The organism is Streptomyces kronopolitis (genome assembly GCF_014646275.1).
GTDB classification, from domain to species: domain Bacteria; phylum Actinomycetota; class Actinomycetes; order Streptomycetales; family Streptomycetaceae; genus Streptomyces; species Streptomyces kronopolitis.
The window spans coordinates 446,007-462,247 of sequence record NZ_BMND01000001.1 but is presented as its reverse complement, the minus strand read 5'-3'; the positions used below and the strand labels follow the sequence as shown (position 1 = coordinate 462,247).

General features: G+C 70.5%; 12 protein-coding genes and 1 pseudogene. 7 read left to right on the top strand and 6 right to left on the bottom strand.

All coding sequences use genetic code 11. The features are described 5' to 3' along the window. Positions 1 to 21: 21 nt before the first annotated feature. From fabD to IEY78_RS01715, 5 genes and pseudogenes are all read right to left on the bottom strand, one after another. Positions 22 to 3,321 carry an ACP S-malonyltransferase gene (gene fabD, locus IEY78_RS01735; RefSeq protein WP_189095675.1) on the bottom strand — a complete coding sequence of 1,100 codons (3,300 nt, stop codon included), beginning with the start codon at positions 3,319 to 3,321 and terminating at the stop codon, positions 22 to 24. Then, a complete protein-coding gene (locus IEY78_RS01730) occupies positions 3,321 to 4,322 on the bottom strand; it encodes a methyltransferase (protein WP_189095673.1) in 1,002 nt (333 codons plus the stop codon). Before IEY78_RS01730 ends, fabD begins: the two co-directional genes overlap by 1 nt. Positions 4,323 to 4,344: 22 nt before the next feature. Further along, on the bottom strand, positions 4,345 to 7,482 hold the full coding sequence (locus IEY78_RS01725; RefSeq protein WP_189095671.1) for a non-ribosomal peptide synthetase: 3,138 nt from the start codon (positions 7,480 to 7,482) through the stop codon (positions 4,345 to 4,347). Beyond that, positions 7,479 to 8,333, bottom strand: coding sequence for a hypothetical protein (locus IEY78_RS01720; RefSeq protein WP_189095669.1), 855 nt, complete (start codon positions 8,331 to 8,333; stop codon positions 7,479 to 7,481). Before IEY78_RS01720 ends, IEY78_RS01725 begins: the two co-directional genes overlap by 4 nt. Positions 8,334 to 9,056: 723 nt before the next feature. Beyond that, positions 9,057 to 9,320, bottom strand: a pseudogene (locus IEY78_RS01715) (ATP-binding protein); the annotation flags it as partial. Positions 9,321 to 9,764: 444 nt separating this feature from the next. Between IEY78_RS01715 and IEY78_RS01710 the strand changes: the two are divergent. From IEY78_RS01710 to IEY78_RS01690, 5 genes are all read left to right on the top strand, one after another. Further along, a complete protein-coding gene (locus IEY78_RS01710) occupies positions 9,765 to 10,256 on the top strand; it encodes a DUF2975 domain-containing protein (protein ID WP_189095667.1) in 492 nt (163 codons plus the stop codon). Further along, positions 10,256 to 10,531 carry a helix-turn-helix domain-containing protein gene (locus IEY78_RS01705; RefSeq protein ID WP_189095666.1) on the top strand — a complete coding sequence of 92 codons (276 nt, stop codon included), beginning with the start codon at positions 10,256 to 10,258 and terminating at the stop codon, positions 10,529 to 10,531. The genes IEY78_RS01710 and IEY78_RS01705 overlap by 1 nt, the downstream gene beginning before the upstream one ends. Positions 10,532 to 10,690: 159 nt before the next feature. Beyond that, positions 10,691 to 11,914 (top strand): FAD-dependent oxidoreductase, encoded by a 1,224-nt coding sequence (locus IEY78_RS01700; RefSeq protein ID WP_373294041.1) that lies wholly within the window; start codon positions 10,691 to 10,693, stop codon positions 11,912 to 11,914. Positions 11,915 to 11,938: 24 nt separating this feature from the next. Continuing rightward, on the top strand, positions 11,939 to 12,310 hold the full coding sequence (locus IEY78_RS01695) for a hypothetical protein (protein ID WP_189095663.1): 372 nt from the start codon (positions 11,939 to 11,941) through the stop codon (positions 12,308 to 12,310). A 264-nt stretch (positions 12,311 to 12,574) separates the two neighbouring features. Next, the gene (locus IEY78_RS01690) at positions 12,575 to 13,453 is read left to right on the top strand and encodes a GNAT family N-acetyltransferase (protein ID WP_229699622.1); all 879 of its coding nucleotides are present in this window, start codon (positions 12,575 to 12,577) and stop codon (positions 13,451 to 13,453) included. Positions 13,454 to 13,712: 259 nt separating this feature from the next. On the opposite strand, the gene IEY78_RS01685 is transcribed toward IEY78_RS01690, so the two are convergent. Continuing rightward, positions 13,713 to 14,408 (bottom strand): 2OG-Fe(II) oxygenase, encoded by a 696-nt coding sequence (locus tag IEY78_RS01685; protein WP_189095662.1) that lies wholly within the window; start codon positions 14,406 to 14,408, stop codon positions 13,713 to 13,715. A gap of 355 nt (positions 14,409 to 14,763) precedes the next feature. Between IEY78_RS01685 and cysC the strand changes: the two genes are divergently transcribed. Further along, positions 14,764 to 15,321, top strand: coding sequence for an adenylyl-sulfate kinase (gene cysC / locus IEY78_RS01680; protein ID WP_189095661.1), 558 nt, complete (start codon positions 14,764 to 14,766; stop codon positions 15,319 to 15,321). After that, on the top strand, positions 15,318 to 16,241 hold the full coding sequence (gene cysD, locus IEY78_RS01675) for a sulfate adenylyltransferase subunit CysD (RefSeq protein WP_189095660.1): 924 nt from the start codon (positions 15,318 to 15,320) through the stop codon (positions 16,239 to 16,241). Before cysC ends, cysD begins: the two co-directional genes overlap by 4 nt.

Genomic DNA, 16,241 nt, shown 5'->3' with positions numbered 1-16,241 from the left:
GTACGTGGTTCCGCCGCGGGATCAGGAGCTGCGGCTTCGGAGCCCGCTGCCCACGACCTCGGCGGCCTCGGCCATCAGGCGCTCGGCGAGCACGTCGGCGTGCCGGTCCCGCCAGGCGTGCAGCGGGGTGCGGGCCAGCCAGCGGTTGCAGGCGCCGAGCGCCGGTCCGCAGGGGATCTGGTAGTCGGCGACGCGGCCCGGTGTGCCCTCGATCGCCCAGGTGGCCGCCTGGGCGCAGTACCAGCGGAAGACGAGCGCCATGCGCCGCTTGGGGTCGAGGGCGGACTCGGCGGAGTCGCCGAGGCGGGTGAGGACCTCCTCGAAGGAGGCGCCCAGGTAGTCGCGCTCCACCTTCGCGCGCACGGCGGCGGGGACCGCTTCCCACGCGTCGTGGTTGCGCCACAGGTCGTGGAGCTTTCCCGCGCGGGCATGGAACAGCACGCCCTTGCGCAACACCCGTGCGCGGCCGCCCAGTTCGAAGAGGTCTCCGTAGGGCGCGAAGGCGGTGTCGTGGACGTCGGCCTCCTGCAGGAGGTCCTTGGCCGCCGCGCTGGTCCCGCTCTCGGCGGTGCACGCGTTGAGGGAGCCGGTGAGGACGAAGTCGGCGCCCAGGACGAAGGCGGCCGCCGCCGACTCGGGGGCCCCGATGCCGCCCCCGGCCCCGACGCGCACGGCCCCGGCCACGCCGCCGAGCTCCGCGCGCAGTCCGCGCAGCGCGGGCAGCAGCGCCCACAGGGTCGCCATGTCGGAGTGGTCCCCGGCGTCCCCCACCGCGCAGACGTCGTCGGCCAGCGCGACGCGTGCTCCCGCCTCGGCCTCCTCGGCGGTGAGCAGGCCCTCCGCCACCAGCCGGCTGACCAGCGCGGCCGGCGGCGGTTCCAGGAACAGGCGGGCGGCGTCCGGCCGGGTCACCTTCGCCAGTATCTTGCGGGGCACGTGCACGGTGCCGCCCGGAAGCACCCGGGCGCCCGTCAGCCGGTGCCGTACGAGGGCCGGCGTCGCCTCGACGTGGGTGGAGGCCTCCACGAACCGGACGTCGTCCCGGATCAGTACGTCGACCAGCTCGGACTCGGCCCGCGGGTCGAAGGGGTCGTGCGTGACGTTGACCCCGAACGGCGCCCCGGCCGGGACGCGTGCGCGGATCGCGGCGACCGCCGAGGCCACGTCCCGGGCCGGCAGCCCCGAGGCGCCGTAGTACGAGAGCAGTCCGGCCCCGGCCATCCGGGCGACCAGGTCGACGGAGCCGATCCCCTGCCGCATCCCGCCGGCGGCGTAGGCGAGGCGGACGCCGTAGTCCCGCCGGAAGTCCGCCGATCCGAGCGACCCGGCGGTGGCCGTAGCGGCGCGTACGGGCGCGGCCGGCGCTGGCTCGGTACGAACCGGCTGGGCACGGACCGGCTCGGACCGCCCGGGAGCGGCGGGCTCGGCAGCGGGGAGGGGGGTCGCCTCGTCGCGGATCCGGCCGATGAGTTTGGTCAGCACCTGCCCCGGACCGAGCTCACGCACCGTGAAGTCGCCCTGGCCCATGAGGAATCGGACGCTGTCGGTCCAGCGCACGGGTGAGGCGATCTGCCGCCGCAGGGTGGCGGCCACCTCTCCCGTCTCGTAGGGGCGTGCGTGCACGTTGGCGACGACCGGGATCTTCGGCGGCGCGAAGGCGGTGGCGTCCAGCAGCCGGCCGAACTCCTCGGCGGCGTCGGCCATGTACCGGCTGTGGAAGGGCGCGCTGACGTTCAGTGGCGCGCACCGCGCACCGGCCGCCTTCAGCGCGGGCAGCGCCCGGTTGACCGAGTCCGCGGGACCGGCGATCACGGTCTGCGTGGGCGCGTTGTAGTTCGCGATGTCGATGTCGGAGAAGCCCTCGTCGCGCAGCACCCGTTCCACGAGGGCGGCGTCGACGGACGAGACGGCAGCCATCGTGCCGCCCGTGACCTGCCCCATGAGCCGGCCGCGCTCGGCGACCAGGCGCAGGCCCGTCTCGAAGTCGTACACCCCGGCGGCGAACAGTGCGGAGAACTCGCCCAGGCTGTGCCCGAGGACGTAGTCGGGCAGGCGCCCGCCCTCGCCCACGGCCGCCAGCCAGGTGAGGGAGTTGACCACGTACAGCGCGGGCTGGGTGTACTGGGTGTTCCGCAGGTTGCGGCCCGGGTCCTCCAGGCACAGTTCCCGGAGGGAGTAGCCGAGGACGGCGTCGGCGCGGGCGACGAGGTCGGGGAAGCGGTCGAACACCTCCCGGCCCATGCCCTTGGCCTGCGCGCCCTGCCCGGGGAAGACGTGGACGTCGAGCGTCGGTGCGGCGGCGGACCGGTGCGCGGCGGTCGCTGCGGGAGCGCTCACGGGGTTCACCTCGATTCTTGCGGGGGTGGCGGCGAGGCGGGGGCGCGCGTCGAGGACGGCCCGGTACAGCACCTCGTCACGGGCGTACGGGGACAGCAGCGGCAGCACGCGGGAACGGCTGCCCTCCGGCAGGGCGGCCCGCACCAGGTTGGCCATGGACCCGGAGGGCCCGAGGTCGAGGAAGAGCAGGTCATCCCGTTCCAGCAGGGGTCCCAGCGCCCCGGTCAGGTCGAAGGGGTCGCGGAGCACCCGCCACAGGTGCGCGGGGTCGGGTATCCGCACGGTGGCGCCGGTGGTGCCGGAGATCAGCGGGATCGCGGCCGGCTTCATGGTCAGGTCGCCGATCAGGTCCTTGAACACGCCCTCGACCGGGTCGATCAGGGGCGAGTGGAAGGGGAACAGGACGGGCAGCCGCTGGCACAGCGTGCCGGTGGCGTGGAGGTGCCGTTCGATCCGGTCCAGGACCTCGGCGGTGCCGGCCAGGACGAAGTTCTCCGCGGAGTTCACGGCGGCGACGTGGGCCCCCGCGAGGGCCGGATCGCGGTCGGCGAGTCCCGGGTCGGCCAGGACCGCGAGCATTCCGCCCCGCGGGCACTCGGCCTCGAAGACGTCCACCTGGCGCAGCAGGGAGCGCAGGCACTCGTCCGGGTCGACGGCGCCCGCGACGGCCGCCGCCGCGACCTCCCCGAGGCTGGCGCCGAGCACCGCGCCGGGTTCGAACCCGTGGGCCCGGAGCATGCGCGCCAGCGCGTACTCGACCATGAAGATGGCCGGCTGGGTGAGGGAGAACTGCGTCATCGGGTGCTCGGGGCCGCGGCCGGGGCCGTGGATCGCCTCGATCACCGAGTCGCCGCGCACCTCGCGGACCGTCGCGTCCAGGGAGTCGAGGGCTTCACGGAACGCGGCGTCGGCGCCGTAGAGCCACTTGCCCATGCCGTGGTACTGGGAGCCCTGCCCCGCGAACAGGAAAACCGGTGTGAGCATCAGGAGACACGCAGGGAGGACTCGAACACCTTGTGCTGGGTGGGCAGTTGCCCGACCGACTCCACGACGAAGCCGGCCTCCTCCAGGGCGCGCCGCATGGCGGGCTCGTCCAGTCCGGTGGTGCCCTCGTCGCAGGCCACGGCCTGGAACATCGCCCGCCAGCCGTCGATGTCGCTCTCCACCAGCGGCTCCACGACGAGCAGCCGGGCGTCGGCGGGGCTGTCGGCCATGGCGGTGGCGACGGTGCGCAGGATCCGGACGCAGTTGTCGTACGTCCAGTCGTGCAGCACGTTCTTCAGCAGGTAGCGGTCGGCTCCGGCGGGGAGCTCGACGAAGAAGTCGCTCGGGGTGAAGTCGATGCGGGCGAGCACGTCCTGCTTCGCGACCCGCTCCAGGGCCGTGCGGCCCCTGGCGCAGACGCTGGCCCGGTCGGCGACGGTGCCGCGCAGGTCCGAGTGGGCGGCCAGCAGGCCGGGGAGCAGGCCGCCGCTCCCGCCGCCCACGTCGACGACCGTCTTGACGGCACTGAAGTCGTGCAGGGAGAGCAGGCACTGGGCCACCGGCGTCGCCAGGTCGACCATGCCCTTGTCGAACAGGTCCGCCGTCTCGGGGTGGGTCTCCAGGTAGCCGTAGAGGGATTCCCCGAAGATCTCCTGGAAGCCGGACTTGCCGGTCTTCACCGTGTGCAGCAGGCCGGCGAAGGCGTCGTCGTACAGCTCGGCGGCGAGGATGGCGAAGTGGCGCTGGGTGAAGGGGTGGTCCGCGCGCAGCGGCGCGTAGGCCTCGGTCAGCCGGAACTTCTCCCCGTCGCGCTCCAGGACTCCCGGCACGGTGAGCATCTGGAGGAGGCGGTGGAGGATGTCGGGGTCGGTCTCGGTGCGCTCGGCGAGTTCGGCCGAGGTCATCGATCCGCCGTCAAGGATGTCGGCGATCTCCAGGCGGGCGGCGACCGCGAGGGCCCGGGCGAACCAGCCGCTGACGGCGAGCTTGAGGATTTCCATGAGCGCGTCTCTTTCGGTTCCGTCAGGCGAGCCGGCGCAGCCGGTCGGCCAGGGCGGCGGGGGTGGGCGTCTCGAACACGTCGGTCAGCGCGAGCCGGACACCGGTGATGTCCTTGATGCGCTGGGCGAGGGCGACGGCCAGCAGCGAGTGCCCGCCGTTGGCGAAGAAGTGCGCGCCGGCGTCGAGGTCGCTGCGGTCGAGCAGTTCGGCGAACAGGCCGACGACGGTGGCCGTCAGGTCGTCCTGCGCCCCGGCGGCGGAGTCCGCGCCGTGGCCGCCGACGGCCGGGCCGGAGTGCCGGGCCGCCTGTTCGGCGAGGGCCAGGTGGTCGACCTTGTCGCTGCCGGTGCGGGGGAAGGCGTCCACGGCGATGAACCGGTGCGGGACGACCGAGCGCGGGAGCTGCCCGTGCGCGTGGTCCCACAGTTCGTCCACGGCCTCGGGACGGCGCGGGACCCGGACGAACGCGGCCAGATAGCCGTCCGCCCCGGGGTCGCCGACGACCACGACGGCCGCCGCCTCGACGTCGGGGTGGGCGAGCAGGACCGCCTCGATCTCGGCGGGTTCGATCCGGTTGCCGCGCAGTTTGACCTGCCGGTCCCGCCGGCCGAACAGGTCGATCCTGCCGTCGGTGCGCCAACGGGCCACGTCGCCCGAGCGGTGGAAGCGCCCGTACTCGGCGTTCTCGCCGAAGCGTTCCGCGGTCAGGTCGGGCCGCTCGTGGTAGCCGGAGGCGACGCCGACGCCCGCGACGCACAGCTCTCCGCGGAGGCCGACCGGGAGCGGCCTGCCGTGCGGATCGGCGATGAAGATCCGGGTGTTGGCGACGGGAGAGCCGACATCGACCCTTCCACCGTGGCCGGCCGGTACACGGCCGGCGGTCGCCCAGATCGTGCTCTCGGTGGGGCCGTAGACGTTCCACAGTTCGGCGCCGGCGTCGAGCAGCCGGGTGGCCAGTTCGGCGGGCAGGGGTTCGCCACCGGTCAGCAGGACGCGTCCGGCCGTCACCTCCGCGATCTGCTGGGCGACGAGCCGCCACGTCGTGGGGGTCGCCTGCAGCAGGCCGATGTCGTGGCCGGTGACGGCGGCCGCCAGCAGGGTGCCGTCCGTGCGCGCCTCGTCCGGGAGCACCACCGTGTGGCCGCCGTGGAGCAGCGGCATCATCAGTTCGAGCGAGGAGGTGTCGAAGCTGTAGGTGCTGAGCCAGCCGGTGGGGCGCGTGGAGCCGGCCACGCCGAAGCGTTCGGCGTAGTCGACGATGTGGTTGACGAGGCTGCCGTGCCGGATCGGGATGCCCTTGGGCTTACCGGTCGAGCCGGAGGTGTGGATCACGTACGCGAGGGCGTCGGGGTCGGCCTTCACCGCCGCCTCGTCCACCGGCACCTGGGGCACCTGCTCCCAGTCGGTGGCGGGGACGGCGGCGTGGCCCTCCGGGGCGGTGATGCCGGCGCCGACGATGACGACGCGGGCGCGCGTGTCGTCGAGCTGGTAGGTCAGCCGCTCCACGGGGTGGTTCGGGTCGAGCGGCAGGTAGGCCGCGCCGGCGAGCCAGGTGCCGAACACCGAGGCGGCCAGGGCTGCGCCGCGCGGCAGGAGGAGCGCGACGACATCGCCGGGGCGTACGCCGGCCTCGGCCAGCCGGGCGGCCGTGTCGACGGCGGCGGACCACAGGCCGCCGTACGTGGCCGTGCGCTCGCCCTCCCGTACGGCCACGGCCGAGGGGTCGGCGGCGGCGCGGCGGGCGAAGCCGGTGAGCACCGACGGCAGGCCGATCGCGCGATCCGTGGCGTTGGCGGCGTCGATGACCTCGTGGTCGCGGGCCGACCAGGTGGGCAGGGAGGCGATCGGGGTGTCCGCCCCCGTACCCAGCGCGACCAGCAGGGCGTCGTAGCGCCGGACCATCAGTTCCACGTCCGACCGGTCCAGCACCCCGGTGTAGAACGCGGCGCGGACGGTGGCGGTCTCCTGGTTGGCCGAGACGAAGAACTCGAGGTCGAACTGGCTGAAACCGTTCTCGACGACGAGGAGTTCGGCCTCGGCGCCGGCGAGGGTGAAGATGCGCTGGTCCTCGGCGAAGGGGACGTAGTTGAAGACGTGCTTGAACAGCGCGTTGCGCCAGCCGGAGCCGTCGCGTTCGACCATGTCGAGCACGTCGTCGGTCGGTACGTCCTTGTGCGCCATCGCCTCCATGAAGGTCCGCCGGGTCAGGGCCGTGAGGCCCCGGAAGGTGGCGTCACGGTCCAGCAGCAGACGCAGGACGACGAGGTTGCTGTGGTAGCCGACCGCGTCCACCGCCTCGCGCGGGCGGGTGTTGACCGGCGAGCCGATGGTGAGGTCGGGCCCGGCGCCGTGCGCGGCGAGGAGGACCGCGTAGGCGGTGAGGAGCACGACGGACTCGGGCGCCCGCAGCTCGCGCTGGAGGCGGCGTACGACCGCGTGGGCCTCGGCCGACAGGACGTGGGTGACCTCGTCGCCCTGGAGGGTGGTGACGGGCTGGTCGCGCTGCTCGCAGAGGAGTTCCAGGCCCGAGGAGCGGAATCCGGCCATGCGCTGCTGCCAGTAGTCGCGGCTCTCGGGGGACGGTGCGGGCTCGTGCAGGGCGGGCACTTCGGCGGGGGCGGGGTGCCCGCCCTCCAGGACCGCCTCGTAGAGGGCGACGAACTCGGCGCGCAGGATGGCCGTCGACTGCACGTCCGACACGGCGTGGTGGAGGGCCAGGCACAGCACGTCGGCGTCCGGCCCGTGCAACAGCAGGGCGCGTACGAGGGGGCTGCCGTCCGGGGTGAACGGGCGGGCCACGAAGGCCGTCAGGACGGCCGGTTCGTCCTCCGCGCCGCCGCGGTGCTCCGCCTCCTCCAGCCCGACGGTCAGGGACGGCATGACGGCCCTGGTCAGCTCGGCGCCGTCACGCCGGTAGACCGTGCGCAGCACCTCGAAGCGCTCCGTCAGGAGCCGCAGGGCGTGCGTGGTGGCGGCGGTGTCGAGACGGCCCCGCACGCGCAGGGCCAGCGACAGGTTGTTGGCGCCGCTGCCGGGGACCAGCTCGTCGAGGAGCCAGAGGGTGGTCTCCTTGCGGCTCGCCGGTACGCGTCCGGCCGGGCGGCCGGACCCGTCCTGCGCCTCGCCGGCCGTGAGGCCGGCCGTGGCTTCGGCGCTCACGTGTACTCCCCGGGGCGACTTGCCAGGACTCCGCCCACGGCTTCGGCGATGGCGGGGGTACGCAGCAGGTCCCGGTGCTCGACCTCGAAGCGCCGCTCGTCCGCGACCTCGATGGGGGCGACGCCGGGTGTGGTGCGCATCCGGTTCAGTCCGCTGGTCGCACTGGCGGAGGTGACGACCGTGGCCCCCTGCCAGCCGGGGCGCGGGTCGAGACCGGCGGCGGTGGCGAGGTAGGACATGAACGAACCGACCAGCTGGACCAGTTCGCCGGCGTAGTCCTCGTCGAGTCCGGCCCGCCGCAGCGCCGCGGTGCCGATCGGGCGGAAGGCCGCGTACAGGCCGGCGGCGAAGGCGGCCGGGGTGATGTCGGGCTGCGCGGCGAGCCGCTCGGCGGCGCCGGACAGCTCGGCTATCTCCTCCGGGGTCAGAACGGTGGTCATGTTGCCGATGACCCGGCCGAACTGGAGGTGGACGGTGGGCACATCGACCAGTTCGGGGTCGAACAGCACCACACGGGGGGCAATCGGCTGCCGTGCGCCGATCTTCTCGGCGAGCACGCCGGCGAATACGGAGCCCGCACAGTAGCCGAGCACGGCGCGGACCGTGCGACCGGATGCGGCCACCTCGGAGAGCCAGGGCTCCAGGTAACTGTCGTCCAGGGCCGCGGTCTCGGGGTCGCGGACCGGGGCGACGGTCTGCCACAGATCGCAGTCCAGCTTCAGACCGGGCGCCAGATCGGCGAATCCACCCTCGTTCCTCCCCGTCACCGGGAAATCGGCCGCAAGCACGATATCGGTGTCGGCGTCGGATCCTGCGTCCGAAACGATATTCCACACGGTGGGGTTGGGCATATCAAGATCCCCCGAAAGTCAATGTCTCATCGATTTAATTTCTCGACCATCTCCGGCCAGACCAGGCCAGATCCTAGGGTCGCCAATCGACACTGTCCATAAGAAATCGATCATGGCCCGCCCGCCGTTCGACCGGAAAAACTCCGGACCGCAAGGGATTCACGCCAAGGGATTTCGGACACGGGGGAAGCAGTTTCCGCCAACCCGCATCGCCCCCTGACCCCACGTCCAGGGAGTTTCCTGAGACGCACACCCCGTCGAGTAGGCGGGGCCCCGCCTTGGACGCCAACCGGACCCTCCGGGGAGAACTTCCCAACTGCCCCGATTTGCCGCGTGACGGCCACCACACGAGACAGTCCCTGGCGGCAATCGTCGCCCCCGGATCCCTGACGCGACAGAGGCACCGGACGGGGCCGCAGAGTGGCGGAAACGGGGGCCACGGCGGGTGGTACCTCCCCGCCCCCGGTCGCGAGCCTGTCGTTTCGCCAGCTCAACCAAGGCCAGGCGCGGCCCGGTTGCAGCCAATGCTTCCCATCGGAGAAAGCAACTGCCAGCAAGCAACTGCCAGCCGAATTACGCCGGACCGTCCTGGATCACGCACGAAAGTTCAGAGGGGCTGAAAGTGCGGAGCTGGGAGTGGGCGCGAATTACCTGACCGGTGACGGCAGGCTTTCGTCACAGGCCGAGCCCGGGACTCCGGCCTGCCGGAAGGGGCTGTTCCGCTCAGATGACCTTCCCCTCACGGGTATGCCGGGTGCCCCAGCGATTGGCGAGCTGGGCCACCAGGAGCAGGCCGCGGCCGCCTTCATCGAAGGTACGGGCACGGCGCAGATGCGGGGCCGTGCTGCTGGCATCGAAAACCTCGCAGATCAACGTTGCCTGCCGGATCATGCGTAGCCGGATGGGGCCCTTGCCGTAGCGGATGGCGTTGGTCACCAGTTCGCTGACGATGAGTTCGGTGGCGAAGGCCGCGCCTTCGAGCCCCCAGATAAGGCATCGCCATCAGACACCACAATAAAAAGACAAGGCCCAGCCGGTGAGCGCGCACTCCCCTTGGCCAGCAGGCCGCCGCGCCGAGGCCATGAGCGACGATGCTCGCGAATCAGCCACCCCCCGGGGCGACTTGTCGCGCGATCCGCCGGCGCCCCCGGGATACCCACTCCCGCTCTCGGTCGATGACGGCGAGCGTAGCCAGTACCCCGAGCTTGTCGGCGACGAGCCTGGCCCGCCTACCCTAGCCGTTACTCAGAGTCACCCCGATCTCGACCTTGACGCCACGCTCCAGCCGCTCCACGCGGACCCTGGAGCCGGCGGGCCCCACTACGTCAGGGCCCCCAGGGGACACACAGGCCATCCCGCCGACCGGACCCGGCTTGCCATCCCTATCGATATTCGATAGCTTTCCATCGTGATTCGATCAAGGGAGTGGCCTTGGGAAAGCTGACAGTGCTCGCGCTGCGCGCCGTGATGGTGGCACTGCACGCCGGGGCGGTCTCCGCCCAGGCAGTGATGGTGGCAATGCTGACGGGCGCCATGGACGAGAGCATCCTTGTGGACCGCCGCACTCCGGTCCTCGTGATCACGATCCTGGGCGTCGTGACGGTCCAGGTCGTCCTGGTCTGCGTGTGGCGGCTCGTGACGATGGCGCAACGCGGAACCGTGTTCTCCCACGCCGCATTCCGCTACGTCCATCTCGTGATGGGCGCGTTCGTGGCGGCCTCGCTCCTGGTGCTCGCACTCGGGGCGGTCCTGGCGCCTGGCGATGTCGTTCCCCCGGGCGTTGTGGCCCTGCTGGGCGGGGTCAGCCTGGCGATCTTCGGGAACGCACTCATCGTGCTCGTGCTGCGGATGCTGCTCGCACAAGCCGTCGCACGCGACGTCGAGGCGTCGCAGCTGGGGGCCGAGTTGGCCGAGGTGATCTGATGCCGATCGCCGTCGACATCGACGTGATGCTGGCCAAGCGGAAGATGTCCGTGGGCGAACTGGCGGACCGCGTGGGGATCACACCCGCCAACCTGGCGGTGCTCAAGAACGGCCGGGCCAAGGCGGTGCGCTTCACCACGCTCGCCGCGCTGTGCGAGGTGCTTGAGTGCCAGCCCGGAGACCTGCTGCGCTGGGAGCCCGACGGCCCCGGTGACGGGGACAAGGCTGCGCACGAATCCGGAGCATCCGTCCCGGCCGGCTCCCCGCCGCGGTGACCGCAGTCGCGGTAGTCGGCCGCCTGCACACGATCACGAGGCGCGACGCCCTCGACCGTCCCTGCTGCGCGCCCCGCTCCGCCTGATCTTCAGCAAGCCCCCGAGTGACGACCTGACGACGACGTCCGCACACCTCATCGCGGCACGGGCCTGGCCGTAGTGCCCGCCGCCGGTCGGCGCCCGCCGCGCGCACCGTTGACGGACTCCACAACGAACAGAGCAGACATGACGACAGCACGCCTCGCCTACCGCCTCGGGGTCACAGACAGTGCCGACGTACTGGTGGTCGGGGCCGGCCTGGCCGGACTCAACACCGCCACACTCCTCGCCCGACAAGGCCACGACGTGCTCCTGGTCGAACGCCGAACGAACCTTGCCGGCGCGATCCGCACCACAGGAATCTTCGTACGGAAGACACTCGACGACTTCCCGCTGCCCCCCGACTGCCTCGGACCACCGATCCGACGCGTGGTCCTCTACCCCCCTGACCTGCGCCGCCCGGTCAGCCTCACCAGCCCCCGCGACGAATACCGGGTGGGCGACATGGGACCACTGTACGAAGCGACGGCCGCCACCGCGGTCGACGCCGGCGTACGCATCGCACTGGGCACGCGCTACACCGGCCGAGAGGGCAACACCTTCCACCTTGCCGGTCGCGACGGACCGACCACGGTCCGGGCCCGCTTCATCGTCGGCGCCGACGGGGCCCGCTCAAGAGTCGCCCGCGACCTCGCTCTCGACCGCAACCACCACCTGATCGTCGGAGCCGAAGAGGTCTTCGCACTCCCCGGAAGCGATCAGCCACCGACATTCCACTGCGTACTCGACCCCTCACTCGCCCCCGGCTACCTGGCCTGGGTAATCAACGACGGGCAACACGCCCACGTCGGAGTCGCAGGCTATGCCGACCGCTACCCGGACGGTCTTCGCCGTGCGATGGAGCAGTTCAGCGCCTCAGCGCCCGGACTGACCGGCATCGAACGTCCCGAGAAGGTGGAGCGGCGCGCAGGTCCCATTCCCGTCGGCGGCCTGCTGCGCCGGATCAGCTGCGCCGACGGACTCCTCGTGGGGGATGCGGCAGGCGCGGTCTCCCCGCTCACCGCCGGCGGCCTGGACCCGTGCCTACGGCAGTCGCAGCTCGCAGCCGAGGTCCTCCACGACGCACTGCGCACCGGAAATCCGGACACGATGACCCACTACGACGGAGCCGCGCTCCGCCCCCACTTCCGCGGCCGACTCATGCTGCGCGGGATATTGGCCCGCGTACGGACGCCTGCCACAGCAGCAGCGGGATTCACCCTGCTACGCACACCGTTCGGCCGGGCCGCGGCAAGCCGAGTCCTCTTCGGCGACAGATCCTTCCCCGACCCCACACCCAAGTGAACTCACCGACCGAAAGGCCACATCATGCCCACCTTCCCCATACCGGCACCCACGAAGCTCATCACCACGATGGCGGGGCTGGCTGTCGCCTGCGGACTCCTGACGGCTTGTGGTGCCGAGAGTTCCGACGTGACGTACAAAGCCTGGACCGAAGGGGGCAGCCTGCAATCCGTCAGGCACGACTACGTCGATGGCCTCAACGGCGCGGTTAGCACGCCGGCCAAGGTGAGCGGAGCAACATGGAGCACCCAGGAAGACGGCGGGCACTCTCCACGCATCAAGGTCGTACCTACCGGCAAAGGCGTGGCGCACTGCCTCCTGAAGGAAGGCGACCGCGTTCTGGACCAACAAAAGGGAGCAGCAGGCCAGCCGGTGACGTGCTCCGCCAAGCGGTAGCGCACGCCCTCCGCCCACTTCCCCGCCACCCACAAATGATCGCGTCAACGGCCTCAAGCCCCTGAAGCGGCATGTGTTCGGCAGCACCCGCTGTACCGCTCCGGAGGACGGACGAGCGCCCGCCCGCGCCGGAACCAAGGCAGAAGTGGAGCCGGACCCTTCCGGCTCCACTGACCCTGCCTGCGCCACCCCCGCTGCTCCTTCCGTCCGCAGGGAACGGAGGGAGCAGCACGGCCCCGGAGTATGAGAGCGAGCGATGACGAGATGCCGCAGCTCAAGCTGCCGCAGCACTCGGCGAAATCGCCGTGGTCCGATCGCCGACGACAGAGTGCGGTGCACGGATGCACACACCTTGCCCCACATAAAGCTTTTTTGCTATCGATAGACATGCATAAAGCGACTCAGCATGATCAACAACGCCAAACCCTCATCGGTCTCGACGGACTTCCGGCTCTGACTTACGTCGAGGGCACTCGCGACGGACATCCCTGTGCCGAACTCGCCGAGGTAGTGGGACCCGATCCTGTCCCGGCCATCCTCGCCGACATGTCAGGGTGGGCCGTTTCAGGATCTGTAGAACTTGGCGAACAGCTGATCCAACGCGGCGCCCGCATCATGCGGCACGCGCACAGCATGCGCCGCGACCTGATCGCCGACCCTCCCCAGCCCGAGTGGTCGACCATCAGCCTGCCGGACGGACTCCGCCTCGCCCCCTGCGACCGTCAAGCCGCCGACTTGTTCCCGGCATGGCGTGCCGCTTTTTCTCCCGAGCATGCGGATCACCACCACGGAAGCGACCAGCACGCCCTCGACACAAGCCTGACCCCGCTGCTCGCCGGCGAAATACTGGGCCCGGTCATGCCCTGCAGCGTGCTGGCGGTTGATGAAGCAGACCACGTGATCGCCGGAGTCGTCGTCACTGACCGTGACGGCCTCACGTGGATCGCCAACGTCTTCCGCCAGCCGGATTCCCGTTACGCCGGTCTTGGCTCGGTGCTCCTGCGTCGCGTGCTGGCAGGCACCGCATCTCGCGGTCTGGCAGAAATCGCGCTGGCGGTGAGTGACGCCAATCCCGCCCGTGGCCTTTACGAAAAGCTCGGATTCCAGCTCACACGTACTTCCCTCACCGTCCTGGTTCCCTGACCCCGAGGCCCAGCCACACGTTTGCATTCATGGCGGACCTCCACCAGCCCACCCCGCCCGACCGCGTTCACCGCCCACGGCCTGGTCCAGGAGACGCTCGCCCGCCCCTGTCCATCGCCGCAATTAAGCCGGTGCTCACCGATTGGGGTTCCAGCGCCCGAATCCGGCGATCAGCTCCCCCGCCGCGTCCTCGCTCAACCTGAGAGTCGCATGTCGTCAGGTCCTGGACGGGCTTCGTGTGCGTCAAGTTCGATCGGCGTCAGTTCGAAGTCATGTGAGGCGCGCCCAGCCAGCCGTTGATGGCGAAGCGGCTGTCCTCGGGCTGCTTGGTCGGGCAGCTGACTTTCCGTACCTCGTGCCAGGCGGAGGGGCGGAAGAACACGATGCTGTCGTGTTCGGGCTCCCAGTCCCGCCAGGTGCGATCCTCCCAGGACACGGAGCCCTCGGTGTGCAGGGGCAGGGCGATATCGAATACACGCAATTCACCGCCCGTGAAGGGCCGGGGTGTGCGGTGCACGAAGTACACGAACTTGAGCATGCGCTCCGGGTGGAACTCAGGCGTGCTGTCCTGGTGCGGCGCGTAGAAGTCACCGTCGTTGTACGAGATGAGGCCGTAGGTGGGTTCGGTGCCCTGGCAGGAGACTCCGAGTGTGTGCTCGACCGCTTCCTGCACCTCGTCGATGCACGACAGCAGCTCGGGTACGGCGAAGTCGTGGCCCGACCGGGACCGCCAGATATCGCGGTTCACCTGCCGGTCCGGCCCGATCGTGGAGGGGGGCATGAGGCCGTCCGCGGCGGCCATGGCGCGTCGCAGGACCGCTGCGGATGTCTGTTCGCCGAGGAAGTTGGTGATGCGGCAGACCGTCACCGGGAGCCGCCACAAAGCGTCCGTACACACCGGCGAAGGTTCCGCCGTCGCCTCATGTGCCGTTGTCGCGGTGTCCTGCGTGGTCATCGATACCTGCCTTCGCTAGGGGATAAGCCGAGCTGCACAGCCGGCTCACCGAGGAGGCATTGGTGGCTTAGTCCCTGCCACTAACGCTCAAGGGGGCGGGGCGTGAAACCACGCGGCCGGAACGTGGCCCACCACGGCACTTCGACCGAAGCGTCACCGCTCGGCTGTCCAACGCGGTCACCCTGTGACTGTCACGGTCGTCACCGGCGTGGCCGGTGATCCGGCGGCCCCCATCCACTGGGGAAACGAGGCACCTGGCGAGGAGTCACTCCGCGGTCAGGGGCCTGAAGTCAGATGGTGACGTTCCACTGATCCGTTCGTTGATTTCGGCGTGATCGACCCATCCTCTGGATCCATGGGTGTCTGTACCTGTCGGCCGGGCGCCACCGTGTGGCTCACGGGTCTACCGAGTTCAGGAAAGTCAACGATCGGGAACTCCCTGGCCGAACTGCTGCGAGCGGATTCTCGCCGGGTGGAGGTCCTGGACGGCGACGAGAACCGTGCGCTCCTGTCGGCCGGTCTCGGGTTCTCCCGGGCCGACCGGTGCGTCAACGTGCAGCGCGTCGGTCTGGTCGCGGAGGTCCTCGCCCGCAACGGCGTCATCGCAGTGGTCCCGGTCATCGCCCCCTACGCGGACAGCCGTGCCGCTGTGCGAAAACGACACGAGCAGTCCAGCACGCCCTACATCGAGGTGCACGTGGCCACCCCCCTCAAGGTCTGTGCCGGGCGCGATGTCAAAGGCCTCTATGCCCGGCAACTTGCAGGCGAGATCTCGGGTCTGACGGGCGTTGACGATCCGTACGAGCCGCCCCCGGCACCGGACCTGCGGGTCGACGCGCACCTGCAAAGCACCGAGGAGTCAGCCGAGATGGTGTACGAGCTGCTGATCGCAAGGGGAGTGACCCGGCGGTGACCGTCGAGGCCCTGGCGGCGGTGGCCACGGAACTGTCGCATCTGGACGTCCTGGAGTCGGAGGCGGTGCACATCATCCGGGAGGCGGCAGGCGAGTTCGAGCACACCGGGTTGCTCTTCTCCTCGGGCAAGGACTCCTGCGTCATGCTGCATCTCGCGCTCAAGGCGTTCACTCCTGCGCGCATGCCCTTCCCACTGCTCCACGTGGACACGGGGCACAACTTTCCCGAGATCATCGACCACCGGGATCGCGTGGTCGCCGCGCACGGGCTGCGTCTGTATGTCGCGTCCCTCCAGGAGTACATCGACGACGGCCGGCTGCGCGAACGCCCTGATGGCACCCGCAACCCCCTGCAGACCCTCGCCCTGCTCGACGCCATCAGGCATCATCGCTTCGACGCGGTCCTGGGCGGCGGCCGCCGGGACGAGGACAAGGCCCGCGCGAAGGAGCGGGTCTTCTCCCTCCGCGACGAGTTCGGAGGCTGGGACCCGCGGCGGCAGCGCCCCGAGCTCTGGCAGCTTTACAACGGCCGGCATGCACCCGGCGAACGCGTCCGTGTCTTCCCGTTGTCCAACTGGACGGAACTCGACGTCTGGCAGTACATCGCCCGAGAGGACATCGTGCTTCCGTTCCTCTACTACGCGCATCAGCACGCGGTTTTCGCCCGGGACGGCATGTGGTTGGCACCGGGCAGCTGGGGCGGGGCGCGCAAGGGCGAGCAGGTCGAGCGCCGACTTGTGCGCTACCGCACGGTCGGCGACATGTCGTGCACCGGTGCGATCGAATCGACCGCCGTGACCGCGGAACAGGTGATCGCGGAGATCGCGGCCTCTTCGCTGACCGAACGTGGCGCGCCCCGGGCCGACGACCGACTCTCGACCGCCGCGATGGAGGACCGCAAACGCGAGGGGTACTTCTGA